At 56.7% G+C, this 25,960-nt stretch carries 23 protein-coding genes; 8 read left to right on the top strand and 15 right to left on the bottom strand.

Features of this window, described 5'->3' with window-relative positions; all coding sequences use genetic code 11:
* Position 1: 1 nt before the first annotated feature.
* Together GRI65_RS09230 and rpe are read right to left on the bottom strand one after the other, a co-directional pair.
* Positions 2-1,822, bottom strand: coding sequence for a heparinase II/III family protein (locus tag GRI65_RS09230; protein ID WP_232844023.1), 1,821 nt, complete (start codon positions 1,820-1,822; stop codon positions 2-4).
* 62 nt (positions 1,823-1,884) lie between these two features.
* A complete protein-coding gene (gene rpe, locus GRI65_RS09225) occupies positions 1,885-2,559 on the bottom strand; it encodes a ribulose-phosphate 3-epimerase (protein ID WP_160756212.1) in 675 nt (224 codons plus the stop codon).
* A gap of 332 nt (positions 2,560-2,891) precedes the next feature.
* Between rpe and GRI65_RS09220 the strand changes: the two genes are divergently transcribed.
* Complete coding sequence (locus GRI65_RS09220) at positions 2,892-3,392, top strand: DUF2141 domain-containing protein (RefSeq protein WP_160756211.1); 501 nt, start codon at positions 2,892-2,894, stop codon at positions 3,390-3,392.
* Here GRI65_RS09220 and GRI65_RS09215 read toward each other — a convergent pair.
* Together GRI65_RS09215 and GRI65_RS09210 are read right to left on the bottom strand one after the other, a co-directional pair.
* Positions 3,389-4,306, bottom strand: coding sequence for a hypothetical protein (locus GRI65_RS09215; RefSeq protein WP_232844022.1), 918 nt, complete (start codon positions 4,304-4,306; stop codon positions 3,389-3,391). The two genes, GRI65_RS09220 and GRI65_RS09215, sit on opposite strands and share 4 nt — an antisense overlap.
* Positions 4,303-5,352 (bottom strand): diacylglycerol/lipid kinase family protein, encoded by a 1,050-nt coding sequence (locus tag GRI65_RS09210; protein ID WP_160756210.1) that lies wholly within the window; start codon positions 5,350-5,352, stop codon positions 4,303-4,305. The genes GRI65_RS09215 and GRI65_RS09210 overlap by 4 nt, the downstream gene beginning before the upstream one ends.
* 151 nt (positions 5,353-5,503) lie before the next feature.
* On the opposite strand from GRI65_RS09210, the gene GRI65_RS09205 reads away from it, so the two are divergent.
* Together GRI65_RS09205 and GRI65_RS09200 are read left to right on the top strand one after the other, a co-directional pair.
* Positions 5,504-6,727, top strand: coding sequence for a M20 metallopeptidase family protein (locus GRI65_RS09205; protein WP_160756209.1), 1,224 nt, complete (start codon positions 5,504-5,506; stop codon positions 6,725-6,727).
* A gap of 26 nt (positions 6,728-6,753) precedes the next feature.
* On the top strand, positions 6,754-8,289 hold the full coding sequence (locus GRI65_RS09200; protein ID WP_160756208.1) for a long-chain-fatty-acid--CoA ligase: 1,536 nt from the start codon (positions 6,754-6,756) through the stop codon (positions 8,287-8,289).
* Between the two features lie 230 nt (positions 8,290-8,519).
* On the opposite strand, the gene GRI65_RS09195 is transcribed toward GRI65_RS09200, so the two are convergent.
* From GRI65_RS09195 to GRI65_RS09170, 6 genes are all read right to left on the bottom strand, one after another.
* A complete protein-coding gene (locus GRI65_RS09195; protein WP_160756207.1) occupies positions 8,520-9,554 on the bottom strand; it encodes a cell wall hydrolase in 1,035 nt (344 codons plus the stop codon).
* Positions 9,555-9,648: 94 nt separating this feature from the next.
* On the bottom strand, positions 9,649-10,317 hold the full coding sequence (locus GRI65_RS09190; RefSeq protein ID WP_160756206.1) for a PEPxxWA-CTERM sorting domain-containing protein: 669 nt from the start codon (positions 10,315-10,317) through the stop codon (positions 9,649-9,651).
* A 931-nt stretch (positions 10,318-11,248) separates the two neighbouring features.
* Positions 11,249-12,043, bottom strand: coding sequence for a CpsD/CapB family tyrosine-protein kinase (locus GRI65_RS09185; protein ID WP_160756205.1), 795 nt, complete (start codon positions 12,041-12,043; stop codon positions 11,249-11,251).
* 10 nt (positions 12,044-12,053) lie between these two features.
* Complete coding sequence (locus GRI65_RS09180) at positions 12,054-13,520, bottom strand: GumC family protein (RefSeq protein WP_160756204.1); 1,467 nt, start codon at positions 13,518-13,520, stop codon at positions 12,054-12,056.
* Positions 13,517-14,746 (bottom strand): hypothetical protein, encoded by a 1,230-nt coding sequence (locus tag GRI65_RS09175; RefSeq protein ID WP_160756203.1) that lies wholly within the window; start codon positions 14,744-14,746, stop codon positions 13,517-13,519. The genes GRI65_RS09180 and GRI65_RS09175 overlap by 4 nt, the downstream gene beginning before the upstream one ends.
* On the bottom strand, positions 14,743-15,360 hold the full coding sequence (locus tag GRI65_RS09170; RefSeq protein WP_160756202.1) for a polysaccharide biosynthesis/export family protein: 618 nt from the start codon (positions 15,358-15,360) through the stop codon (positions 14,743-14,745). The genes GRI65_RS09175 and GRI65_RS09170 overlap by 4 nt, the downstream gene beginning before the upstream one ends.
* Positions 15,361-15,578: 218 nt before the next feature.
* Between GRI65_RS09170 and GRI65_RS09165 the strand changes: the two genes are divergently transcribed.
* The 4 genes from GRI65_RS09165 (at position 15,579) to GRI65_RS09150 (ending at position 20,045) form a co-directional block, all read left to right on the top strand.
* The gene (locus tag GRI65_RS09165; protein ID WP_160756201.1) at positions 15,579-17,159 is read left to right on the top strand and encodes a tetratricopeptide repeat protein; all 1,581 of its coding nucleotides are present in this window, start codon (positions 15,579-15,581) and stop codon (positions 17,157-17,159) included.
* Positions 17,144-18,595: an exopolysaccharide biosynthesis polyprenyl glycosylphosphotransferase gene (locus GRI65_RS09160; RefSeq protein ID WP_160756200.1), complete on the top strand. Its 1,452-nt coding sequence runs from the start codon at positions 17,144-17,146 to the stop codon at positions 18,593-18,595. The genes GRI65_RS09165 and GRI65_RS09160 overlap by 16 nt, the downstream gene beginning before the upstream one ends.
* The gene (locus GRI65_RS09155; RefSeq protein WP_160756199.1) at positions 18,585-19,364 is read left to right on the top strand and encodes a WecB/TagA/CpsF family glycosyltransferase; all 780 of its coding nucleotides are present in this window, start codon (positions 18,585-18,587) and stop codon (positions 19,362-19,364) included. Before GRI65_RS09160 ends, GRI65_RS09155 begins: the two co-directional genes overlap by 11 nt.
* 177 nt (positions 19,365-19,541) lie before the next feature.
* On the top strand, positions 19,542-20,045 hold the full coding sequence (locus GRI65_RS09150; protein WP_160756198.1) for a serine O-acetyltransferase: 504 nt from the start codon (positions 19,542-19,544) through the stop codon (positions 20,043-20,045).
* A 3-nt stretch (positions 20,046-20,048) separates the two neighbouring features.
* On the opposite strand, the gene GRI65_RS09145 is transcribed toward GRI65_RS09150, so the two are convergent.
* From GRI65_RS09145 to GRI65_RS09130, 4 genes are read right to left on the bottom strand one after another with little or no spacing between them, the layout of a single operon-like run.
* Complete coding sequence (locus GRI65_RS09145; RefSeq protein ID WP_160756197.1) at positions 20,049-21,047, bottom strand: glycosyltransferase; 999 nt, start codon at positions 21,045-21,047, stop codon at positions 20,049-20,051.
* Positions 21,044-22,066 carry a glycosyltransferase family 2 protein gene (locus tag GRI65_RS09140; protein ID WP_160756196.1) on the bottom strand — a complete coding sequence of 341 codons (1,023 nt, stop codon included), beginning with the start codon at positions 22,064-22,066 and terminating at the stop codon, positions 21,044-21,046. The genes GRI65_RS09145 and GRI65_RS09140 overlap by 4 nt, the downstream gene beginning before the upstream one ends.
* Positions 22,063-23,250 (bottom strand): glycosyltransferase family 2 protein, encoded by a 1,188-nt coding sequence (locus tag GRI65_RS09135; protein ID WP_160756195.1) that lies wholly within the window; start codon positions 23,248-23,250, stop codon positions 22,063-22,065. Before GRI65_RS09135 ends, GRI65_RS09140 begins: the two co-directional genes overlap by 4 nt.
* A gap of 1 nt (position 23,251) precedes the next feature.
* Complete coding sequence (locus tag GRI65_RS09130) at positions 23,252-24,469, bottom strand: glycosyltransferase (protein ID WP_160756194.1); 1,218 nt, start codon at positions 24,467-24,469, stop codon at positions 23,252-23,254.
* Positions 24,470-24,584: 115 nt separating this feature from the next.
* Here GRI65_RS09130 and epsI point away from each other — a divergent pair, with 115 nt between their 5' ends.
* Positions 24,585-25,325: an exosortase-associated protein EpsI, V-type gene (epsI, locus tag GRI65_RS09125; RefSeq protein WP_160756193.1), complete on the top strand. Its 741-nt coding sequence runs from the start codon at positions 24,585-24,587 to the stop codon at positions 25,323-25,325.
* A 195-nt stretch (positions 25,326-25,520) separates the two neighbouring features.
* Here epsI and GRI65_RS15525 read toward each other — a convergent pair whose 3' ends face one another.
* The gene (locus tag GRI65_RS15525; RefSeq protein WP_160756192.1) at positions 25,521-25,781 is read right to left on the bottom strand and encodes a hypothetical protein; all 261 of its coding nucleotides are present in this window, start codon (positions 25,779-25,781) and stop codon (positions 25,521-25,523) included.
* Positions 25,782-25,960: the final 179 nt, after the last annotated feature.

The following is a 25,960-nucleotide window of genomic DNA, read 5'->3' as shown; positions in this document are numbered from 1 at the left end:
ACTATCCCATTTTCTTGAGCAGCCAGGAGAAAGTTCCTCCGCTGCGAGACGTCAGTCCTTGCAGGACCAGTTGCTGGATCGGCTGCGGCCGCCCCTGCCCGTCGACCCACATGCTTTCTTCGATATCCAGTTCGCCGCCGGCCGAAGTGTTGCCTAGGCGGAACTGCCAGTAGGTACCGTCGGGCAGGGCCAGTCCGGCGCCCTTGCGGTCATCCGACAGGCCCAGTTCGATGCCCGGCCCGATATGGAACCGGATCGCAAATTCGATCTTGCCGCGCTTGCCCTTGCCAGAGGGGACGAGGAGGTCCTCGCCGCGCAGTTCGCTGCCGTCGTCACGCAGGATAAGGATGCGCCGATGCACCAACCCGAAACGCGCGGCATAGCCGTCGTGGCTCGCCTCGATCCGAGAAGCTTTGCCGCTGTCCAGTTCCAGCATGCGCCGGTTGACCTCGACTTCCTCGACCCCCTTGCCGAGCTTGCCGTTGATCATCACCGCCGTGGAATTGACGTTGTCGAGCGCCAGTGTGGAATGGGCGGCAGTGGCGCGGAGCCCCTGTTCGATCCGGATCGGGGTCTGCCCCCCGGCGAAGCTGGCGCCGCCGCAATTGACTATTATCCGGCGGCCTTCGCATGACAGTTCGAACGCCAGGGTGGAGGCACATCCGGACCGTGCATGGCGCGCGCGCGGCGGCGGTGCGGCGTCGAACTGCAGGATCGTCTTGCCGCCGGTCAGGCGCTGGTAGCCCCATTGGCGAATGTCCTTGAGCGGGCGGGTGCGCACCCCGCTCGCCTCGATCAGCGCGGCCACGCGGTCGGCCCGCACGGCGCCTGCACCCTGCCAGCTGCCAAGCCCGCCATCGCCGTGCATCAACGCCAGCAGCGGCGGGACCAGCAGCACCAGCATGGCATCGAGCGCGGCAGGCGTATCGCGCCCCGCCGCCCGGTAGCAGGCCGTCAGCTTCACCAGCAATTCGATCGCGTCCATCTGCGCAAGCGGACTGCGGGACAGCACGCCGCCATCGTCCGCAACGAGTTCGCCCAGCGCGCGGATCAATCCGGCCTCGCCAAACAGGCGGCGCGGCTTGCCTTCGGGCAGCAGCAGGCCCGCCGCGGTGATCGCGCACCACCCGGCGACTTCGCCGAGCACATCGTCGCCGCGGGTAACGTTCCGGTCGAGCCAGCGGGCAGTCTGCGTAATTGCATCAAGCGCTTCGGCGCGGACCCGCTCGTTCTGGCCGGACAGGATCAGCGGGGCATAGACCAGCCAGTTGAGGAGCCGGTGCCCGGCATATTCGACATTCCACGCCGGCCCTTTCCCGAGGCCGGTGCCGGGAGCCTTCTTCGCGGGACCATTCGCCGCCAGCCAAGCCGCCAGCACTCGTTCCGCGGTCGGCACGCATTCCTCACGCGGGGCACTGGCGGCAAGGTCGCCGAGCCAGGAAAAACCGTGCACCACGCGCTCGAACGGCGCGGTCAGCCGGGCTTGCGGCGAAAAATCCAGTTGGCCGATCGGTGCCTTGACCCCGTGAACCAGGAAATGCCCCATCCGCAGCGCCACGCCCGCGGCACGGTCGCCCTCCAGCGGACATTTGACCGTGGCCAGCATCCGGGTGCGCGCTGGCTTGGTGAACGGCGAGGTCAGGGTGGAGGACGGTACGCCAAGCCGGTAGGCAAGCCGGATCAGACGTTCCCCGGCGCTGATGGCAGGCGGAGAGAAATCCGTCAGGACCAGCGACTTGCCGGGTTCGAGCACCGAGCCTGCCGCACCGTTTTCCTCGAACACCGTGACCAGGCTTTCGCCGGGATCCTTTCCCAGCGGCATCGCACTGCCATCCCCTGCGGCCGCTTGATCCCGTGTCCGATCCTCTGCCACCGCATTAACCATCAGGCGTGCTCCCCGCCGGGTCCGCGCAGTGCCGCAATGTTGGCGGCATAACGATCGGGTCCGCCCTTGAAAGTGGCCGATCCGGCGACCAGTACATCTGCCCCGGCCTCCACGCACAGCCGGGCCGTTTCTGTATTTACTCCGCCGTCGACTTCCAGCCGGATGTCGCGGCCGGTCTTGTCGATCATTTTGCGCACCGCCTCGATCTTGCCAAGCTGGCGGTGAATGAAGCTCTGCCCACCGAAACCGGGGTTGACGCTCATCACCAGCACGAGGTCGATGTCGTCGATCAGATAATCGAGCATCTTGGCCGGCGTGCCCGGATTGAGCGAAATACCCGCGAGTTTCCCCAGTCCCTTGATCGCTTGCACCGTGCGGTGGATGTGCGGACCAGCCTCGGGATGAACGGTGATGATGTCCGCGCCCGCATCGGCGAAGGCTTCGAGATAGGCATCGACCGGGCTAATCATCAGATGCACGTCGAACGGCTTCTGTGTATGAGGTCGCACGGCCTTGATCACGTCAGGCCCGATGGTGATGTTGGGGACGTAATGGCCGTCCATCACGTCGATATGGATCCAGTCCGCACCGGCCGCGTCGATGCTGCGCACTTCTTCCCCCAACTTCGCAAAATCGGCGGACAGGATCGAGGGTGAAATCAGCGGCTGGGCCATGGTTGAACGCTTCTTTCAGGTAAACCGCGCAAGTGTGGTTCGGTATCCGGTTAGGGGTGACCTTACCGCGCCGCAAGCGCCCGTGCGGTGCTTTTCCACACCGGCCCCCGCGTTATTCCCGCTCCGGGACATCAGCCGACCCGGACATATCGCTGGATGAACGCGGAGCAATGCGGCAATTCAGGGGTAATTCATGGTCCGGATGGCAGTTGGGGCGCCATATGTAAGGGGGCAACCGGCCGGCAATCACGCTGCGAGCCCATCCCCAGGCGCTGTCGGTCCATATCAATCAGGGCGATAGGCTGACACCCATGATAGAACAGGGATAACGAATGACGAGATCTGTTTCCGCCGTGAAAATTGCTGCGTTCTCTCTAGCCGCGGGCGGCCTGGCCATGTCCGTGTCCGCCGCCGCGCAATACAACCAGGTGCTGGGCAACAATCTGGCGAAATGCGCGCCGGGCGCAGGCCCCGCCGTCAAGGTGACGGTCAACGGCATCAAGCAGTCCAGCGGCAAGATTCGCGTGCAAAGCTACAACGGCACCAAGGCTGACTGGCTGGAAAAGGGCCGCTGGCTCGCCCGGGTCGAAGCACCGGCGAAAAGCGGAACAATGGTTTTCTGCGTCCCTGTTCCGTCCAGCGGGACCTATGGGATAGCGGTGCGCCACGATGTGAATGGCAACGGCAAGACCGATATCCGCGAAGATGGCGGGGCCATGTCGAACAACCCCAGCATCAACATCTTCAATCTCGGCAAACCCAGCTACCAGAAGACCGCCTTCAACGCCGGCAGCGGCGTGACCTCGATCAGCGTCACGATGAAGTACTTCTAGGCTCGTCGCTTCCGCCACAGGCTGAACAGGACGCTAGGCGCCGCCAGCAGCGGATGCTTCTCCCGCCATGGGGTCAATTCGACCGAAATGCCGGTATGGCGTTCCAGCTTCCATGCGCCATAACGGGCCGCGCCCTCGAAAGTGGTCGTTGCCTTGACCAGTCGCAGCAAGTTGAGCGGCTTGCCCAATCGCCGCCGCGCCGACCACCAGCGGAGGATTTTCTTGCGCTGTGCCGGGTCCAGACGCGGCGTCAGGCTTGTACCGTCCCGGTCATAGGCGATATCCTGTGCCGACAGGGCGAGCGGTAGAAGCCCGGCGAAATGATCACGGTTGACTGAGAGTATCGAACCCTCCCGGCCAGGCTTCTCGACCCGCAGTTCGGCCTTGTAGGTCGCGCGAAACAGCGCCCGCCAATATTCTTCCGCCGTGCCGCTGGCGGGCCCCAGGGCGGCCGCCAGTCGCCCTGCAGTGCAGGCGGCGGCGGCGACCGCCGCGACTACGTCCCGGCGAATTGCCTCGTCCGCCTGCCACACCAGCGCGCTTGGCTGCACGAACCGCGCCCAGATGGTGGTATCGCGCCGGGTGCCCGCTGCGGCCTGCGCGAAAGTGGACAGCGACATCTTCGCGACTTTCGCCCTGAGATCATGGCTGCCGCATTCGCGTTCGTGATAGCTGACGCGCGGCCAGATGCGGTCCTGCTGCGGCCCCGGCATCAACAGGTAGAAATCGAGCACCCCGTCGAGCTCACCGGTACGAAGGTTCGAGCCATAGAACAGCACCGCCGCCGCCCCCGCTTCCTGCGCGAGCTGCGCCGCAAACTGCGCTACGACCGGTTCGACCGGCGCGTCCAGCGCGGCCTCGATCCGGCCCGTTAAAGCCGCACCGGTCGCCAATTCGGGGAGATCGCCGCTCAAGGCACGACGAAGCGCAGTTCCGGTCCCTCTGTCACGTGGTACCGGCCTGCAGGGAAGATTTCGCCGTCGAGGATAAACCCGTCGTCCAGCGTCAATTCGAACTCGTCGGCCTTCGCGAAATGGACGCCCGCGCGGGTTACCCAGTCAGGGCTCCTGCCGGCCACAACCGCCGGTAACATCGCCAGCAACCGGCGGCGCGCCGTGTCCATTACCGCGATCCGTAACCCTTCCTGATGGGGGCCGAACAATTTCATGCCGAGCGGTAACCGCCCAAGGGTAGAAGCGATCAGAATCCAGCGACGCGCGGGATCGCCAAAGCCGCTATGCGGCATCGGTTTGCGGCCTGGCCCGAGCAGAAGCTCCATCCCGGTTCCGCGCCGCCAGCGGTTGCGCGCACTGCCGAGCAACGCCTGAGCCACGCCCCATGCGGCCGTGACCGCCACCGCGAGGCTGTTGAAAGCGCCAAGCCGGTGTGCGTCCTGCCCCGCCTTGATCCCGGTCTTGAACGCGCCCGCGCCCAGGATGAACCCCATCATCGGTGCCGGCGCTTGCTCACCGCCGTCTGCGGGGAGCGGGGTCATCACGATACCGCGCCGATGGACGCGCCGGCCATGTTCGAACGCGGCAACTACCCCTGCCAATGCCCAGTCCGCCGGAGCGCCCAGATCGACATTCAAAGCGTTGGTCTTGCCCCGCGGCAACACAGCGAGCGCGGGCCAGTCGTCGCCCCATACCGGTAACCCGCTGGTCAGGACATCGCGAACCGTCCCGTCACCACCGTTCATCACCAGCAGTTCGATCCCGCGGTGCTTGAAATCGGCCAGGATGCCCGGCAGGTCGCCGTGTCCGGCCGGTTCGGCTATGATAACATTCGCCGGATTGCCGCCTTGCTGCACCGGAAGCTCCGCCGCGGCCTCCGCCGGGTGGCGGCGTTGCAGGTTGTGATGGCTGTGCCGGTTGTAGATCACGCCCACTACCGGGGCCGGGCGGGCTTCACCGTCCCATTCTGGCTGCGGCAGCGGGAAATGTGGGTGGGCAAGCGTCATGGCCCGGTCGCATTAGCAAGGAAACCGGACCTGCTCCACAACAGATATTCCGCCCGCACCGGCCGGCTGTCCAAGTCAAATGGCTCGAAGCCTTTTCTCCGCCCGATTCAGTGGGGGCGACGGGCCCGATTTAATCCGTTAGTATCCGCCGATGTTGCATCCCGAACTGCTCGCCTCCGCCAATGCGATCGCCGACGATATCGTGGCCCTGCGGCGCGCGATCCATGCGGAACCGGAACTGGGGCTGCATACTCCGCTGACGCAGGCCAAGGTGCGTGCGGCGCTCGCCCATTTGCCGCTGGAATGGCGCTCCGGCTCGTCGACCACCGGCGAAATTGCCATCCTGAAAGGCGGCAAGCCCGGCCATCCGTGCCGGAACCGTGTCCTGCTGCGGGGCGACATGGACGCTCTGCCGATGCCCGAACAGACGGGCCTCGATTTTGCGTCCACCATCGACGGGCGGATGCACGCCTGCGGCCACGACACGCATACTGCAATGCTGGTGGGCGCGGCGCAGATCCTCTCGGCCCGGCAAGCCGAACTATCCGGCGAAGTGATGTTCATGTTCCAGCCCGGCGAAGAAGGCCATCACGGTGCGCGCTTCATGCTGGACGACGGGCTGATCGGCGGTACGCCGGGCGATCCGCTGCCGGACGCCGCCTTCGCGCTCCACATCATGCCCAACGCGCGGCACGGGCTGATCGCAGGCCGGTCCGGCGCGCTGATGGCCGCCGCCGACCAGTTCGAAATCATTGTCGAGGGGCGCGGCGGACACGCTTCCATGCCGCACGACACGCTCGATCCGGTGCCCGCCGCCTGCGCCATCGTCACTGCGCTGCAAGCGGTCGTGACCCGTCGCTTCAACGCCGCCGACGCAGTGGTGGTGACTGTCACCAGGCTCGATGCCGGGACCGCGCATAATATCATCCCCGACCATGTGACATTGCGCGGCACGATACGCACCCTGTCACCGGAAAACCGCCAGCTGGTCCAGCGCCTGATGTGCGAGACCGCCAGCGGGATCGCGGCCGCGCACGGGGTCACCGCCAAGGTCGAGATCACAGAAGGATTTCCCGTCACCTTGTGCGACGAACGTGCGGTCTCCCTTGGACGTAAGGTGACCCATCAGATGCTCGGGGCGGACAGCTGGAAAGACCTGCCCGCCCCGATCATGGGGGCGGAGGATTTCTCGTACGTGCTGGAAAAAGTGCCCGGCGCGATGTTCTTCCTGGGGGTTGCCCCCAGCGGGAAGGACTGGAGCCAATGCTGCGGCATCCATTCCAGCCGGATGATGGTGGATGAAACCGCACTACCGCTCGGCACGGCGATCATGGCCGGCTGCGCGCTGCGGTTTCTGGAGCAAGGCTTCGAATAGAAAATAGGCCCGGGGATGACGATTTTATGAGCGAGACGGAATGCTGGACTTTCAGCGGGGCGCTGGCGCGTCACGCAGCGGAACGCGGCGACGCGGCAGCTTTGCGCTTCGGGCCGCGGGTCACCAGTTTCGCCGAATACGACCGGCACGCGACACAGATCGCCAACGGCCTCGCGGCCATGGGCCTGACCAAGGGCGACCGGATCGCCTACCTCGGCAAGAACAGCGATTACGCGGTCGAACTGTGCCTCGGCGCGGCGCGGTTGGGCGCCGTGCTGGTACCGATTATCTGGCGGCTCGCCCCGGCGGAAGTAGAGTTCATCCTGCAGGATTGCGGCGCCAAAGTGCTGTTCATCGAAGAAGCGTTCGCCGGTGCCCCGTGGGACGGCGCGAGTGTGACGATGGAAAGCGACTTTGCCGTATGGCGCGATGGGCATTCCGACGATCCGGTCACGGCGGCGATCACCAGGGACGACGCCTTCCTCCAGCTCTACACTTCCGGCACCACCGGCAAGCCGAAGGGCGTGGTGCTGAGCAATTTCAACGGGTCAAACATGCGCCCGCGCCTGGAGGCGGAAAATATCTACTGGTACTGCGCCGCGCCAGGCGATTCGCTGATCATGGCCATGCCCTACGGCCACATCGCGGGCGTCGGCGGCGCCACCGGTGCCGTGCTGGGCGGCCAGGAATTGATCATCCACGCTGAATTCGACCCGGCGCTGATGATCCGCGACGTGGCGGAATATCAGGTTAAATGGCTGTTCCTGGTGCCCGCGGCGCTCGGCATCATGCTGGCGCACCCGGCTGCGGAAGGTGCGGATTTCTCCTCGGTGAGGGGCCTGACATATGGCGCTAGCCCGATTCCACTCGACCTGCTGAAGGAAGGCGTGTCGCGCCTGGGCTGCGACTTCGCACAGCTTTACGGCCTTACCGAAACCTACGGCGCGATCATTTCACTCGCGCCCGACGATCACCGACCGGGCCGCGAACATGTGATGCGTTCCGCCGGTAAAGCGATGCCGGGCGTCGAAATCCGCATTCTCGACGGCGACCTGAAGCCGCTGCCGCCAGGCGCGACCGGCGAGGTCGCGATCCGGTCCGACTGCGTGATGCTGGAGTACTGGAACCGCCCGGAAGAAACCGCGAAGGCCCTGATCGGTGATGGCTGGTTCCGCACGGGCGACGCGGGCATGCTCGACGAGGATGGTTACCTGTTCATCCAGGACCGGATCAAGGACATGATCATCAGCGGCGGGGAGAATGTCTATCCCGCCGAAGTGGAAAGCGCGGTTTACGGCCACCCAGACGTAGCCGACATCGCGGTGATCGGCGTCCCCGATCCGAAATGGGGCGAAGCGGTCAAGGCGATCATCGTGCTGCGGCCCGGCAGCGACCTAACGGAAGCGGACGTAATTGCCTACGCACGAACAAGGATTGCCGGCTTCAAATGCCCCAAATCGGTCGATTTCACGGACGCCCTGCCGCGCAACCCCTCAGGCAAGATCCTTCGCCGCGAACTCCGCGCTCCGTATTGGGAAGGGCTGGAACGCCAGGTAAACTGACAGCATTGCAGGTGGATGGTCGTTAGAACTAGCCCACCCGACTGCATTCGAACCAGTGACCTCTGCTTTCGGAGGGAAAAGGCTAATCTCAAAAATGGCAGAAATCCGCCATTCTTAACTGCATATATAGCAGAACAAAGAAAGATCAAAGCACGAAAGTCCGCTAGATTCACCGGAGTTACACCGGAGTCAGACTGCAGCTCTCAACTTCGGCCGAATCTATTTTGGGACTATTTATCTTCAAGCAGACGGGGCCGTTTATCGACCATTTGGTATTCTGTTTCATCGCTTTTTAGCCTTGCCCCAGGAACCGTCAGGTCACTGCCCGCGCGCGGAATTGAAGAGCCAGCGTCAATTAGCAGCTGTCCATCGGGCTGGGCGGTCATTCCAGTCGAGGGCGAGGTCGAGCTGGCCTCTTGCGGGTTGAGGCCAGCAAGGTCAGCCAAATCGATCATGGCCTCGGCCGGCGATGCAGTGAGCAAAAGACCTGATAATTGCGCGGCCGCTCCAGATGGAATGAGTTCCGTGTTTGAATAGCTACTGGTGAAGGCCGCGCGCGTGCCATTCCGTCCTCTCCACCGGTAGAAAATGTGAGATCCGATCGGTCCGATCTTGGTCAGGCTGCCGCTCCAATACGGTACTACGAAATTTGCGTGATAATGTGTGGCCAGACCAACATTGGGTTCTACATATCCAGAGAGAGCCGCTGCGGCCACCGATCTTGCTCGCTGCCAAGCGGCCGCCGATGGACGCCGTCGAAGCGATCCATCGCACGTGAAGGTAAATTGACAGCCGGTAAGACGCTGCGACCCTTGAAACACTACGCCGCAAATCGAGTTCGGGTATGCCGGGTGCCGCACTCGATTAAGGACGACCTGTGCGACAGCGCGCTGCCCACTAGTTGATTCTGAGGCTGCTTCGTAATGAATGGCTGCAGTTAGACAATCGACCGCGGACAACTGTCCAGCACCGGAAGACGAGAGCGACAGAATATTAAGCGATCGGGCAGCGACGATCGGCTCGCTTGATTCAGGAATGGCTGCATTGATCTCGATAGCCTGCTCTGGAGCAATTCCTTCTTGGAACTGGAACACTTCAAGTTCAGGTGGCTGAATAGCGGCACCTTGATCGGGATCCAAGTTCCTCAATTCGCTATCTGACGTGTGTGGTAAAGCAATGTAAACTGCGAAGAGCGCAGCGAGCATGGCAAGCCCGCAGATCGCAAGCAGCGAACCAATACCTAAAAATCGATGTGCTCGAGCCATCCTTCGCCATATTACCTGATTGGTGCGAATAAACGAAAAGGGCCGGCCAATTTGGCCGACCCCTTTGCAAAAATTGTAACTAACTTGGCCGTATTCAAGCGAACTGGAAACGAACCTGCGCTTTTTGACGGCGACGCATGGAAAAACCAACAGCGCCTAAGCCAAGAATCATAAGCATCCAAGTGCCTGGCTCAGGGACGGCACTAATAACCGCATCCAAACGCAGTCCTGCGGGGTTGCCACTATTGCCGGTATCATTTTGAACGCGGAATACCAAATTGTTCTGAGCGCCGCTTCCGAGGATCGCAACTTGCTGATTAATTCCGATGCCAGAGCCGTTGAACTGCGATGCAGACCCACCGTTAACGAAAATCGAAACGTTGTTAAGAAGGACTTCCACTACCCGGTTGTCGGACCAGTAAGTGCCAACAAACTGCGCCACGGTCGCCATGCTATTAAGAGTAAATACGGTAGAATAGGAAATGGTCGTGGCCGGCTCGGTTGCGGTACCAACGCTAGTAGGCGTTATCCAACGTGCGCCGTCGTTATTCCCGTTCTGACCGGCGGGCGCTCCACCACTGGTCCAAGCAGTGTTGATCGCGGTAGGGATAAAAGCTGCGGCACCGCCAATCAGCCAGTTAGCGTCAACCGTACCAACATCTCCCTGGCCTGTGCTAACATCGACGGTTTCAGCCGCCGTGGCCATTGTCGCGGGCAGAGTTATGGCCGCTAATGAAAACGCAATTGCAAAGCAATTTTTCATATTTGGTTTCCTATCATAAACGTGAGTGAAGAGCGCGCGCCACCGCAGTCGAAACGAAGCAGATTGTACTGACCGCCCCCGGAGTGGCATTGTCGCGCAATTTTCTAACGAATTACGCGGGACCCATAAGGAAGTCTGGTGCTTCCTCTTGGGTAGCACATCGCCGAATTGTTAATATAAGTCAACGCGCTGTTAACGACATTTGGAAAAAACACAGGTGCTTCAACCGACTTCTGTTTGATCGTGCCGAGCTCAAAAATCCTATCTATGTGATTTCCCTTATAAATTTTTTGAAAAATTGATTTTTCCTAGATGGGCTCATTTCGTCACTTATTGCGATAGCGTTCCAATTTGGGATTCGCTTACATGGCGTTCAACGCCAAACGGTAGGCTCATATGCGACTGATTCGCAGTGATAAGCGCTCGCAAAGCGAGTGCGCTCGTACTCAGGAAACAAGCCACTAGAGGCTTGTACATCAGTCAGAAGTCCACGAGTGAGAGCTGCCAATGTGCGCGTACGTTATTTTCGTTTTCTGTCACCGAATATTCCAACCTGTCTGGTTTCCCAAGCGGAACAGATTGTCGGTGGCGAGATGCAAATCAGTAATTGATGCGCGAGCCTAGGCTCGTCTGAATTTGAGTTCGGAAGTTTCGACCACTGATCTTTACCCATTCCAACCTTAATGAGTATAATCTGGCGATCGCGCAAACCGACCGGCTAGGCTTAACCTTGCCAAAAAATGCACTGACTTTGGCTCTGGGTCAGTGTTTTGGTACCAAGCAACTGCAAAAAACGATCTCGGCCTATTCGACTGACATGGATTGGAATATTGCCCGACTTGCGCTCGTTCGCGTTCGGCGGAAGCGAAATTCAAAGAGTGTTGTTAGACCTAAAAAGAGTGTTGTTAGACCTAAAGCGAGCGCACGAGCGCTAATCGCTGTAGTAATTGTCGTATTTACCGCCATATCCGTAAGGGTCTGCAATGCCCCCAGTGAAGCGATTAAACACTGTTCCCAACATCGGCGTTGGGTGAAGAAGCTGCATCGAGCTTTCTAGCTGCTTCTTTGTTGTGACCCCCTGCTCCACCACGAGCAAGATACCATCCAAATGTTCCGCCACCAGCATTGCGTCGTCATTTGCGAACACCGGGGGAAGGTCAAAAATGACGATTGCATCATCACTCAGTGCGCGTGCGCGCCTGATGAGTTCCAGAAGGCGGTCGCTGACCATCAATTCTGCTGAATTTACTGGGGTTGGGAAGGTCGGGTAGACTATCAGATTGCTAGTGCCAATCCGGCGCCCGATGGACGAGAGAGGGACCTCTTCGCCAAGCAAGTAGTCAGTGAGGCCTTCGGGGCCTTCTAGACCAAAGATTTCGGCAACTGTTGAACGGCGCAAATCGAGGTCGATCAATACAGTTTGCTTGCTCGACAGCTGGCTCATCGATGCAGCAAGGTTGCTTGCCACGAAAGACTTCCCTGCATTTGGAGCTGGCGAGGTCACGCCTATCAAGCGTCCGCTCGATGCCGCCAACTTTTTGATAAGCTGCGACCGGAGAAGGTTGAATGTGCGAGAGCGCGCATCTTTGGATTCAAACCCTACCAGCTTTTGACTGATCTCCGGCTGCGCAATTTCAGGCACTTCCCCAATCCCGGGCAAGGGCGAAATTCGGCTTTCCTTAGTTGCTCCGCTGAAGGGCTGCGGTAGGTCAGGACGGCTGTTCATCTATCCATTCTCAGCTGTTTGTGCGATGCAACGCGCGCGAAGGGAAGGGAAAGAAACGCAACAATCTTTTAAAAAATGTCGGCCGATCCGTAGTTACCGGGTCGATGGTCGGGATCGAGACTAGCGGCATCGATCCGGTCACAGCGCGAATATCCAGCATATCACGGATTGGCCGATAATAAAGCTCGACCAGGAGGACCAGGAAAAGTCCGAGGCCCAAGCCAAAAGCCAGCCCACCAGCAATGAGCAGTGGCCGATTAGGTGATCTTGGCGAGTCAGGAACAACAGGTGGATCAATCACCGACAGGCGCTCACCCTTTTGCTCGCTTTCTGCCTTTGAGCTCGCCTGTGCCGCAAGGAGGCGAGTCGATACGCCCTCGTATTGAGTATTTAACGCCTCCAGCTTTTGCTGCTGCTGAGCAATTTCCTCTTGCACCAGCGGCGCGCGGGCTTGCGCACTTTGGGCAGTTGCCAAGCGCCCTATTTCTTGCGCCTTCGCCGATTGCAAGGCAGCGATTTGAGCGTTGTTTGAAGATATCTGCTGATCAATCGTATCTGCGGGCAGCTTATCGAATTTGCTCTCCGCCAGTCGCTTGGCCTCAGCCAAGCGCCGCTTAGCGAAAGCAATATCAGGATGATCGTCGGAATATCGGGCTCGGGCCGCGGCGAGTTCGGCCTCGGCACCAGCCACTACGGGGTCGCGCTCGGGTGACGACTTGCGTGCCTCTCTTTGCGCCGCCAACAGAGCATTATCGCGCTGGAATGCAATTATCTGAGCGTCGTAGCTGCTCCCGGATCCGCCCATGAACATGGTGCCGGCACTCGATAGAGCAAGGCCGTTCTGGGCCTTAATGGTCTCTATCGTGGCTTCCAGTTCGCCGATCTGGCTTTGAAGCGCCGTCGCCTGATCAGTCAAGAACTGAACAGTGTTGGCAGCTTGCTCAGAACTTTTTGTCGCATCGATCAGGAGAATTTGCTCAGTCATGTCCTGCGCAACAGCTTGGGCCTGGGGCGCGGCCTTATAATCGAAGTTCAGTGCGAAAGCGATTGTCGCTGCCCTGCCACCTCCCTGAAATTCTGACGAAACCGCCTCGATCGTCGTCGCATCGCGCATCTCTTCGATGATTTCAGATAGCGACCCGCCCGCCTTTTCGTCGTTATAAAGGCGATGCTTCTGGATAAGCTCAATTAAACGCGGCCGGCTCAAGACCTGCTGCCGAATTTTCGCGATCCGTTGATCAACAATATCCAGTTCTTGCGTTCCGATCACGTCCTCTGGAAGCTGCGGCGATTCTACAAGCAAGGTCGCGGTCGACCGGTACACTTCTGGAAGAAGGAATGACGCGGCGATCCCCGCAATAAGGCATAGGATCGTGGGAACCAGCAGCCAGCGATAACGCTCCTTAAGGATCGTCGGAAGATGCGCGAGCAAGTTGCCGCCCTGATCTTCCTCGTTGTCATAGCCTGCGTCACTCATTTCGCTCTACCGATTTTTACAGAAATGCCGACAGCTCCCTGGAAGTTGGACCTCCGTACTTCCAGATCATCAGAACTGTTAGAGTAGCCCGCGCTGGCGAATAACCGCAATCTCTCATCAAGCTGACGTTCGTATCGGGCGTAGCTCCTGATACTTTCGAACTTCCCGCCGGAGCCACTTAGGGGAGCAGAGGCAACTGCGTAACTCCCGCCCAGTTGTACATTCTCCCTTTCTGACAATCTTAGCGAATAGGCGGTACCAATCGTACTCTGCTTGCGAACGCCTCCAATTGCCGAAGGAAGAACCTGGCGCGCCGCATTCAAGCAGAAATTGCTCAGCACGCCGCTATGACAAAGGCTCGCATTACCCGAAATTGAAGTTGATGTTTCCCTGCCAACGACCAATTGTGTTCTCGTGATCGAAACGCCAAGGCGTCCAGAAAAATCTACTCGCGGGAAAATTCGCGCTCTGGCCGAGACTTGCGGCGAAAGCGTCTTCGCGTCGCCAACCCGTGTGCTTTTGAAGTTGCTTACGCTCGCCTCAACTCCGCCGCCAAGCACCACATACTCACTTATTCGACGCGAAAACTCTGCTCGCTGCATGGCAAAATCTGAATCGTTCAAGCGCGCCGAATTATATCGTTGCGCCCGAACCGAGCTCGACCAGCGAAGATCGTCGAATTCACTTAGTTTGAATTGGACGGAGGCGTCCACAGCCGCCAGATTGCGGCGTTGGCGATCGGCGAAGAGGGTAACGTCATCGAAAATGGGCGAAGTCGGCACGGACGGCTCTGGCTCACCAAAACCAATTGTGGGACCGTTGAAATCGGTTGTAGTGACGGTGCTGGAAACCGATAATGACGCGCCTGCATTCAGGCGCTCGCTGAGGTCGCGCTGCACTGCGAGATTTAGGGCGAGGTTATCTACCGAATCGTAAAGCCGAGCATACTCCACGTGCTCAATCCTGGCGGAAGCCCGAATGCTGCTAACCTCATCAGACTGGTAGACAGTAGGGACTAGCTCAAGTCTAAAAGATGCAACTTCCGGATCGTCATTAAATGACAAAAATGGATTACTGTCGTAGGCAGTAGAGGCGGAAACCGTGAGTTCGCTGCCCGAATCCGCATTTGCCGGGACGGCGATCAACAAAACCGCAGAGAATGTCGAACAAGTGCATCCAACACCGAGCGCCTTGGGCCTGACCAGGAACGTATTGCCGATTCTCATGGGACGATGACGGTATCGCCGCTCTCGATGATCGGAATAGCACGCACGGCTTCAGAACTTATAGATTTGCTGCGCAGAATTCCCGAAAGGCTCGCGGGAATAGTTGTCAGCGCGCCGCCCGACTTTCGAATGATGACGATATCATCAAGACTGGCAAATTCGTCCGTACCACCTGCAAAGCTTATCGCTTCCAGCAGCGTAACGTACCGACCGGGCGTAAAAATGCCTGCCGATCTCACCTTGCCGATCACTGAAAACTGCAAACCCGCCGGGTTGGTGACCGCGACTGTTACGTCCGGCACATTGCCATCAACGTACTTTTGGGCAAGCGCCGCAGCTATCGTTCGCTCAATCTCCTGAGGGGTACGGCCTGCGCCCTGGATTGAGCCAACCAACGGAAAGCTGATGGAACCATCGGGCAACACTTTAACCGAGCGTTGCAACTGGTCTTCCCGCCAGACGTTTATTTCGAGCTCATCACCCGGATTGATCCGGTACACGGGCAAACCCGAAACAGAAACGGGGGAAGCGGCGGCCTGGCTAATCTGAAGGGCCGCAGGACCCGAATCCCGTGCGCTTGCGGGAGCAGCACCCATAATCGCAACAGAAAACATCAATGCTGACGCAAAATTCACTTGCCACCTCTATTTGGAAACGCTTCGCACCAGCGGAGGCGCCGATTGGCCTGACTTAGCAAAAAAAGTCAACCTTTATAACCCAAATCCTCTGGCAATTTCTTAGCCACGCGCTATGCGCGGACACCACGGCAATTACCTCGAGACGCAAGGCAGAACGTTTGTTCCCTCTCCTAGCAGCGCGCGGCGCCCACAGATTGATTTTGGCCGTGGCGTTGCTGTTCTCTGCGTCGGGTTGCGGTGACCCTCTACAACGCGCTGCCGACAAAGCCTTGTTGGCACAGTCACAACTCTCGTCCGGAAACCTGGATGATGCACGAGAGAATGCCCGCGAGGCCATTTCTGCGCGCGATGACGTTGCTGATTACTACGTGCTCCTCGCCCGGATTGAGATGGCGGCCCAGCGCCCAGCAAGCGCTTTTAACGCCTATTCAATGGCATTGGACTTACAGGCTGACAATCTAGAGGTCCTCCAGAATATCTCAGAGCTGGGCCTGCAAACAGGTAATATCCGCGAGGCACGAGAAGCGGCAGACCGAATTTTGCTGCTCACGCCCAACTCGACGAGGGCAATGTTGGTCAAGGGTTTCATAGCTATTGACGACGGCCGAATGGACGATGCTGAGCAAATGGTGTCCAAAATTCAGGAGATAAATGCCAACGATGAGGGCGGAATAATTCTTTCAGCGCGAGTGAATGCAATAAAAGGCGATGTCGATAGGGCCTTGGCAACTGTTGTTAATGCCATTGCCGAGATCGGCGAAACGGAAGCTTTGAATCTCACATTGCTCGAGGTTTATCGCCGAAAAGGTGATTCGCAGGGAATGCGAAAAGTATTTCCGACTATTCTAGAATCTATGCCAGGGAGCACTGATTATCTCTTCGACTACGTTAACTTGCTGTACAAAACAGGTGAACCGGCAATGGCTCGCAGCGAAGCGATTGAAGCCATCCAGGCAAAGCCAAATGATCTTCAGCTTTATCAAACCCTCAGCACGTTGTGGCTCGAATATGACCGAAAGCCTCTTTCGAACTCGCAAATTAGCTATATCGCGCAAAGTGGAACACGCGCAGCCCAGCTATCCCTCGCCCGCTTTTACTACGCAGCAGGTAACTATGAGGCCGCACTCAGACTTTCCAAAATTCCATTCAGCGCTGGCGTGCCCGAAGCGCAGGGTCTGGTAGCTAGAATTCGGCTTGCGCAAGGTGATGCCAAAACAGCGGGAACTCTTGCTACAAAACTCCTCGAGCGTGACGTGAGGAATGCAGATGCGCTGCTTGTTCGAAGTGCGTTACATCGATCCGCCCGGCAATTCGATCGAGCAATAGAAGATGCCAGCCTGGTAGTGTCAGATTCGCCGCAGGAGTTTGCAGGCTACGTCGAACTTGCCAGCGCCTATGCCGCAGATGGTAACCTCATTCGCGCGCGGCAAACTTTTGAGCGCGGCATGGACATTCTTCCGCAGAGCACGATGTTGGCGGATGAATATAGAGATTTCTTGCTTCGTGTCGGTGACACGCAGCGTATCGTGTCGCTTTACCACGAACTTGCACTAGCGAAGCCGTCATCCGCCGCGACATGGAAGGCCTACGCGAAGATGTGCTCCAATTTCGGCGGAGCGCTCTGTGCTAGCAAGGCGACGTCCGGAATGACCAGGGCTCGCATGAGCCTAGTAATAGACGAGCCGCCAGGAACGCCGCAGCGCAGAGGTCTGTTTGCTCGGATTACGCCCGAAGAAGTATGTGCAGCTAGCGGGGGTTTATGTACGGAGAACTGACAGCGGCGCCAAAACGCACCAACGGGCATATTCGATTCACGTCGAATGTACTGCGCTCGCTGGGTATCGCGAACGATCTTGCATGCTTCGTTTTCGCATACCTGTTGGCGGTCGCCGCTTATGACCTGACTATTGGGTACTATTATGACGCACGGCTCCACAGGACCGGCGCGATAATCTTATGCATCAACTATTTCCTGATCCGTATGTCGCGCGGCGGCTATTCCGGCTTCAAGGGGCAAGGAGAGGATGTCGGGGGTAGTTCTCTTGCCGATTTTTTACTCGCAGCTGCCCTCACCAGTTTGGTCATATTGCAACTCCAGATGATGCCGGAATTTTCCCGCGGCATTGGGCTGTATTTCATTGGCTTCAGCATGACCGCAATCTTTCTGAGCAGGATTGTATTCAGAAAATTTATCTGGGCGCTCATGGACAAGGGCGTGGTAGGTCAGCGTGTGGCGATTTACGCCGAAAGCCCGAAGGCAGCCGAAAAAGTTGCAAGCCTGCTTGAGCTGGAGCGCCTACCTCATCTCAAAATAATCGGCTTTTCCGATGACCGCCGCCGCACGCAAGGCAAAGAAATCAGCCTGCCGTATTTAGGCGGTTTCGAGGCCTTGTTGCAGCTTGCACGAGCTGGGAGTCTCGATCAGGTTATTCTGGCTTTACCTAGTATTCAACAAGAACGGCTGGATCATATTGCTGAGGCGCTCAGCGCTGCCTCGATTGATCTTTGTGTCCTTCCAAGGGAAACAATGGAGCTGAAACCAGGATACCGCATAGGCTTTCTAGGCGGATTGCCCGTGTTCGCCATTTGGCAGCAGCCGATACGAGATATTGATGGAGTCATGAAAGAACTCCTTGACCGCAGCTTGGCGCTCCTTGCCGTAATTGTGTTCGCGCCTCTCCTTGTGCTTACATCCTTGGCGATCAGGTTGGAAAGCAGAGGCCCGGTCCTCTTCAGGCAGAAGAGGTTCGGCTTTAACAACAACGAGATATCCGTACTGAAATTTCGATCGATGTACACGGACCGGCAGGACGCTAGCGGAGCTGCGCGTACGCAGAAAAACGACCCGCGAATAACCCGGGTAGGACGGCTCATTCGGCGTACCAGCATCGATGAATTGCCGCAGCTTTTTAACGTACTCCGCGGCGACATGTCACTTGTCGGTCCAAGGCCGCATGCAACAATGATGCGCGTTGGGGACAAATATTACTTCGATGCGGTTAAGGGATACACCGCGCGCCACAGGGTTAAGCCCGGCATTACGGGGCTAGCACAGGTAAGGGGTCTGCGGGGAGAAATTGCTACGACCGAGAGAGCCCTCAAGCGGGTCGAGTACGATATTTACTATATCGAAAATTGGTCGCCGCTGCTCGACGTCCGCATCCTAATTGAGACTGTTCTGAAGCTGGCTTGGGACAGAAATGCCTACTAAGCTCCCGGTGTCGCACTTTCTTGGGGTCGACTTTGCCCACTCTAACTTCGAGAAGGTTGCTCAGGAGCTTGATCGGCTGTCGCAGCGCGAGGCGTTTAGCTATATCGTCACGCCCAATGTTGACCATATTTTGATGCTCAACCCCAAAGCTGAAAATCCATCAACGGTTGCATTTAAGAATGCTTACGAGGCAGCCGAAATACGGCTCTGCGACAGCCGTATTCTGCAGAAGTTGGCAGGTTTTCATGGAATCAAGCTGGACGTGCTCCCTGGCAGCGATCTTACCGCCTATCTTTTTCAAAATGGCTTCTTCGTAGGGCGTAAGATTGCCCTCGTAGGCGGCGACAAGGAGATGGTGCCGGAGTTGCTCGCGCGCTTCCCTAGTTTAGAAGTTGTACAACACCAACCTCCAATGGGTGTCTTACAGAACCGCGATGCGGTTAAAGACATCATTGCCTTCATCGATCAAGAACGCTCAGATTTCATATTATTGGCAATCGGGGCGCCGCAAAGCGAGATTATCGCACATGAGTGTTTTAAAGCCGCAAAGTCGCGCGGCGTTGCTATATGTATCGGAGCATCGATTGAGTTTCTGCTCGGTCGTAAAAGCCGCGCGCCGAAATGGATGCAGCAGTTAAGGCTCGAATGGGCGTTTCGACTATTAAGTGAGCCTCGTCGGCTTTGGCGACGGTACCTAATACTCGGCCCCAGGATTTTCCTGGTTGCATCCAATTGGAGAAAGGATCGCGACGATTCTACAGCACTATGACTCCGCCTCAGAAATTGACTTTGCTGCCATTAGGTTTTGAGGGTTAATAATGGTGAAGATGAGGATAGATTGAAGAACTCTGCGTTGGAGAAATCCCTCGAAGGTTGAATGCGAGGGGCAAAGATCTAAAGACTCACAACTCGATCCGAACCGATAGGCACATAAAGCAATACTCTAATGAGCGAGACTGAAATCTCAGCAGATATTCCCGACTGGTCGCGCGAGAGTAAGTCAGCGCGATCATGGAATCCGTCACGATCGCTACTGCGAAGCATTCGGGACTATCAGAATGCTAGAGGGCTATTTTCTCCTGTAGCCCGCAAATTTGCGATTGTGAGGCATCGCCTCTGGTCAGTCGTCACGGGAGCCGACATTCCGATTAACAGCACTATTAAGGGCGGCCTGCTTCTTCCTCATCCAAATGGAATTGTGATCCATCCGCAAGCCGAAATTGGATGTAATTGCCTTATATTCCAACAAGTAACGATCGGAGCTACACGCGGAGGTATACCTACAATAGGCGGACATGTCGACATCGGCGCTGGTGCGAAGATCATTGGCCCTATAAAAGTCGGTGACCATGCGAAAATTGGGGCCAATGCAGTGGTCCGAGAAGATGTACCCCCACACGGTGTATTTGTCGCAAATGCAGGTATGATTTTGAACAGAAAACAGTTTTGAAATTCATTTGTATTCGATGATCTTTGATCTTCTATTTAGCAGCAAAGTCGTGCCAAATTTCAAGGCCCCCAGAGCTTCAGCGAATTTTCCTATTACAGCCAATGCCGCCAATCGTATCGCGGGTGATTGCGGCGCTCTGCCCCTGTGCCAAATCCGCAGAAATTGCATTACATAGGGAATAAGGAGATACATAGTCCCGCTTAGCGGCCAGCCCATTCCAAAAAATAAAATCGGGGCGGTGACCATGAAGGTCGGCCAGATTAGACCCCAAAATAAGAATCGTGCCGTCTGCCGTTTCCAAGCCGCCAAACTTCCGCCCCGATGACGCCACAAGTGTTCGGTATACGCAAAACCGGCCCTTACTGAACGACGCCACCATTGATCGAACCTCAGAATTGCGGCGTCATGCGTACCCATTTCAGCGTCGATGCGCCAAACTGACCATCCCCGAGCTTTTAAGCGAAGACAGAGATCAGGCTCCTCGCCCGCGATCAAAGTCTCATTGAACCCGCCAACAGACAAAAATGCTTCAACGCGGTGCATCGCGATTCCGCCGCAGCTTTCTGCCTCTCCAAGGGGTACGTTCCACTCGTTATCGCAAAGGCGATTATACACGCTATCGTTCGGCCTTTGCTCCCTTAGCCTTCCGAAAACTGTTGCCACATTTTCATTGGCTTGAAGAAAACCTGCAGCAATATCAACCCATTCTGGGGAAATCACGCAGTCTCCATCGACGGTTTGGATATAATCAATACCGTTGTGCAATGACATCAATTCTATGATGCCTGTATTGCGAGCGCGAGCGGCAGTGAATGGGCGGTCCGAGGACAGTGGGGTAGCGGTTACCCCTGTAGCTAACGCATGTTTGAGGCTGCCGTCACTAGATCCGGAATCGACATAAATTAGCGCTCGCGCGTCCCGCAGACTTGCGAGACTTGCCTTGAGTCGATCACCTTCATTTCGTCCAATGACGACTACACCGACTTTTGATATTGAATTCACTGTTGTTGGGTCCAGAACGGCAATCGGTTGGGTGTCGACTTAACGGTCTGGACTGATGCGCGACAAGCAGCATTGGTCGGCCATAGGCCCGCTCTCTTCATGCCAAGAAATTCGCCTGGCACCCCCCGCGAACGGTAACTTGATGACAAAGCTAAGCGAGGGAGTCTAACGAGAGAAAAACCAGCAAGCCAAGCTAGGTTCGCGAGAAATCCCTTCCACCTCCCTCCAGTTAGCGCAAAGTATCGTTGTCTAGACCGGAACCAGTAGCTTGGCTTAGGTCGCCGCGAGTGAAGCCCATCAACCCCTGTTGACGCCCCGCCTATGTGAAATACCCGACTACGGGGTTCAAACCAAATGTCTTTTCCAAATCTCTTTAGTCGATGCATCAGTTCAACTTCCTCGAAGTATAAAAAAAATCCATCGTCAAAGAGGCCTATGCGATTCAGAGCTTCAAACCGTAGCATGACGCTAGCGCCGGAAACCCAATCCACTGGACCCGCTTTATCAAGTTCTATTACTAAAGGTCTCAAGCCCAACAGACAGCTCAGGGCGAAGGTTTGCGCGCCCCTTACAAATTCGCTGGCAACAGACGGAAAGCTAAATGCCGAAGCAGTACGAGAACCGTCGGGCTCAAGTAACTGGCTGCCGACTGCGCCGACCTCGTCTTTGTCGTCGAGAATCTGAGCAAGAGCTGCAATCGCACCGGGCTCTATTTCCGTATCAGGATTCAGTAAGTAAATGTAGGAGGGTTTCGGGTTGCTATTGCGAAGGATCGCCTGATTGTTCGCCCAGCCAAATCCCCCGTTAAACCCCAAAGGTAGTAGTTCGGTCCAGCGTCCAATTCCCGACGTATTCAAAAAGGTGCGAAGCTCGCTTACCGAACCGTCATCGGAGCAGCCATCAACCAGGATGGCAGAGAGATCTATCCCGGTTTCTCGCTCCCTCGCGACCGCCTTTAGACATCTCTTAGTCAATGCCGCGGTCCGATAATTAACAATGATGACAAGAATTTTGGTCAATGCTTATGTCCCGCGTCATTAGGACGTTCTGTCCGGTTCCACTCAGCCGTATGACCTTTGGCAAGGCGCCAATATACGGGGAGTTTCCAAGCGAGATACAAAGGTAGTCGCAAAAGTGCCGCGAAACTGAGCCATTGCCTTCCTTCAATAATCCAATTTAGTAAAACTGCTACAACTGCTATAATTAAGCATAGGGCTACTACCGCGAATGCTAGCCAATACCCTGTCATTGCCATGATTAGCCCCAACAAGATGAGAGTTGCTACGCCAGCGAGCATAAGAAAGGCTAACGGCGGCACAAGCAGATGGAGCCCCAGCTGGAAGAGTTTTCTATTACGCTTCCTGATTCCTTCTCCAAGCAAACTAAGGCCGTGCGATTTTGCCATGGCAAGAAAGCCATGCTCCCACCTTGTTCGCTGCCCGAAAGTCGCCGACTCGCCCGCTGCTGCACTCAAAGTGGTCGCTTGTTCGAGGAAAATTGGCGCGTAACCAGTTTGCGATAGATGAATACCTAGTGCTAAATCCTCGACGATGTTCGCCGTGTCGAGTGGAGCTTTCTCAAACATCGTCCATGGGAATGCCATTCCGCTACCGGTGAGCAATGCCGGGCCGCCCAATCGGCATGCTCCTCGCTGTCGCACGACATTTTTCAACCAGAAAGCAAAATTTGAGATTTGCACGTTGGGCCGCGCCGAATGATCTGCCTTCAAGATATATTTAGCTTGGATTGGCAAATTTCGTGCGATGCAAGTTTTAGCGAGCGCCTCAATGGACAAGGCATCGATCTGGCAATCGGCGTCGAGGATTATGATGCACTCTGGTGGCGATGACTTTAGGTGGTCGCGGCCGCAGGCTAGAGCATAACCCTTGCCCTTATTCATAGGATCCATCCGCTCAATCACAGCGAACCCCGACCGTTTCACTATTTGCGCAGTACTGTCACTGCAATTATCCGCGACCACAAGTATCTGCACGTCTTCTGTCAAGGTTGGCGCCAACCTCTCGAGCGTGTCCTGAAGTATCTCGGCTTCGTTATGGGCAGGCATTAAGATCGTCGTTACAGGAAAATCCCCTGAAAGTTTCGCGGATCGCAGTCGTACGGCGCCGAAAATCGTCTCGGCCGAAAATATGCAAAGGGCCATAATAACGGGTAAGGCGACAAACCAACAAAGCACGACCACCATACTAGCCTAGCCTCTGGCAATGATTTTGAAACAAGCGATAAAGTTGCTGACCGTTAAGGCGAGCATTATGCAGGTCTGCGACTCGCTCCCGCCCAAGCTTCCCCATTTGAGATATTTTTTCATCAGACGCATCGATCGCGGCACTCATAGCCTCGACGAGCGCATCGATTGATCCGGCGGGAATAAGCCATCCGCAGCTCTTATCGACCAGCTCTGGCGTCCCTGCGATCGCAGTCACGACGACGGGGCGTCCAAGCGCCAAGGCTTCCATGATCACCACCGGAAGGCCCTCGGCAAAGCTTGGCAACACCATGGCTCTAGATTTGAGGAGATGATTAATAACCGTTTCTGAATTCGACCATCCCGCGATTTCTACAACATCGTGCAGATCGTAACGATCAATCAGTGCTTCGACTTCTTTCCGCATCTCCCCATCGCCAACGAGAGTGAGCCGAAACGATTTTCCCTCACGATTCAGACGAGCAGCGGCCTCGATCAATAGCGGGATGCCTTTCTGCGCGCTGAGCCGAGCGACAGCACAAAGATGCGGGACATCTGGGAACGGCGTCGAAATGCGGTCAACAAAAAAGCTAGCATCGACCCCGCAGCGAACGACTTCGATTTTGCTCCAATCGACCAAAGAGCTCCAGCGCATTAGTTGGCTGCGGCCGTAGTCGCTGATTGCGACGCAAAAAACAGCATCGGCAATCTTCCCACGGAGGTCGAGTGCTTCTGGCAAGTCGAACTCGTCAGGGCCATGAACCGTGAAGCTGAATGGAACCCCCGAAAGCCTGCTGGCAATTCGAGCGACCATTGCCGGGTTGGTCCCAAAATGAGCGTGTAAATGGTCAATTCGATCAGCTCTCATACGCAGTGCAAGATTTGCGGCTTCCGCGAAATAGGCGACTCTGCGGACGAGAGTAGTGGGTTTCCAATTAGCTTTCGCGAAGGCTATCCTAATGGCCGCCAAGCTGTTGATGGGATGCACAACAATAATGCGCGCTACGTCGAATAAGACGAAATGGATTCGCATGCTCAAGATTACCGCTGTTTTATCAAACTCGGCTTGGTCCAGCTTGTCCGGCAAATTTTCGACATCAGCGCGGCGAACCGAAAAGCGGTAAACTTCGGCCCCTTCCGCTTCAATTGCTTCAATTTCACGCCGGATAAAACTGTGGCTCACAGCGGGATAGCGGTTTATCAGGTAAGCAATCTTCACCGCTGGATCCTCGAATGACAGAAGCATCCGTCGACTAACCGGTTAGGACGCCTTTGCAAGCCTAGGCTGATTTCCCTAACGAACATTTCGTTGGCGAGTTAGAGAAACGCCGCGTATGGCAATGCTCAAATTAGAAGATGTGATGAAACTAGACGAGACCCCTTCGGCCGCAATTGAAGCGGATGGAACTCCGGTGATCGATCGCCGGAGCCTTTTGGTTGGCCTGAGCCTCGTCGGCGGCGCGGTATTTTCGCACTTAGTGGCCCCCCGAGCAAAGGCAGCAGCCATTCCGGAAAGGGAGTTTCAAGGTTTAATACCAGCGAAAGTAGGCGGATGGACGTCACGCAAGAGTAACGAAGTAGTCCTTCCTGCGGAAGACGATTTAGAAGCAAAACTCTACGAAAACTTGGAGACCCGTATCTATGAAGGGCCCGGTTTGCCGTCGATTATGATGCTAATTGCTTACAGTAGCGTTCAGGAAAATGATGTCCAAGTCCATCGGCCCGAGGTCTGTTATCCCGTCGCAGGATATCCGATTTTGGCTGCGGAATCAGCCGTGATCGAATTCGGATCGGGAAAGATTGACGCCCGAGAACTAGTTGCGGATAGAGGCGGCCTCAGGGAAAGAATTTTATATTGGGTGAGAGTCGGCGATGAGTTTCCGGTGGGCTGGTCGGAGCAGCGGTTGACTATGGCCAAGAAGACCCTTCTTGTCGGGTTTCCGGATGGATTGCTATTCCGAGTTTCTGCGCTCGAAGATGATAGTAATTATACACCGCAATCGCTCCGTATTTTTGTGAAAGCCTTCTATGAATCCTCGTCAGAGGCTTTTAAGAAAAAGGTATTGTTAGGATAAGTCAACGCAGCCAGGAACGATTGACGATCCAGTACAGTGGCTCAATTGCCTCAAGTGTCCTTGTAGCGGTCATAGTAGATGCATCACTGTTCCGATCAGGTCGTCAGTTTGTAGCTTGGCTGGAGCTGGACACCCGCAACAACCATGGTTTTGGTGGCGTGATTGGCCTTGTCGCTTGGGGCGGCGTGCGAGGTGTCATTTGAGCGCGCCGATGGGCTGTTCTGTGATGGTTCCTTTCGGCTTTTCAGCGCAATTGTTGGATTTCAGACGCGGGTATCCCGTTGCCGCGCGTCGTTCATGGAAGATCAGCCGGTCAAAATTGTAGGCGAAGTTAGCAAGTGTGAGTTTGGCCTCGGCACGCGCGAGTCCAATGGTGCGGATAAAAAGTCCGTAGCGGTTCTTCTGATGCGAGTACACATGCTCGACCCGGGCCCCGCACTGCTGATTTTTCCGCATTGGCTCTGGCCGTTCTCTCGGGCAAGGCTTTGCCCTTGGGCTTACGGTGATGGATGCGGCTCTTGAGCATTTTTCGCGCCAGCCACCGCTCGTTCTTCTTCGAGCGATAGGCGGTATCGGCCCACACATCACCGGCCGTGTTGTTCGTATCGATCACATGAGCCAGTTGGCGTTCATCG

It is taken from the genome of Allopontixanthobacter sediminis (assembly GCF_009828115.1).
In the GTDB taxonomy this organism is placed as follows: Bacteria; Pseudomonadota; Alphaproteobacteria; order Sphingomonadales; family Sphingomonadaceae; genus Allopontixanthobacter; species Allopontixanthobacter sediminis.
Note: the sequence above shows the minus strand (reverse complement) of the source record. Positions and strands in the feature narration are given on the sequence as shown.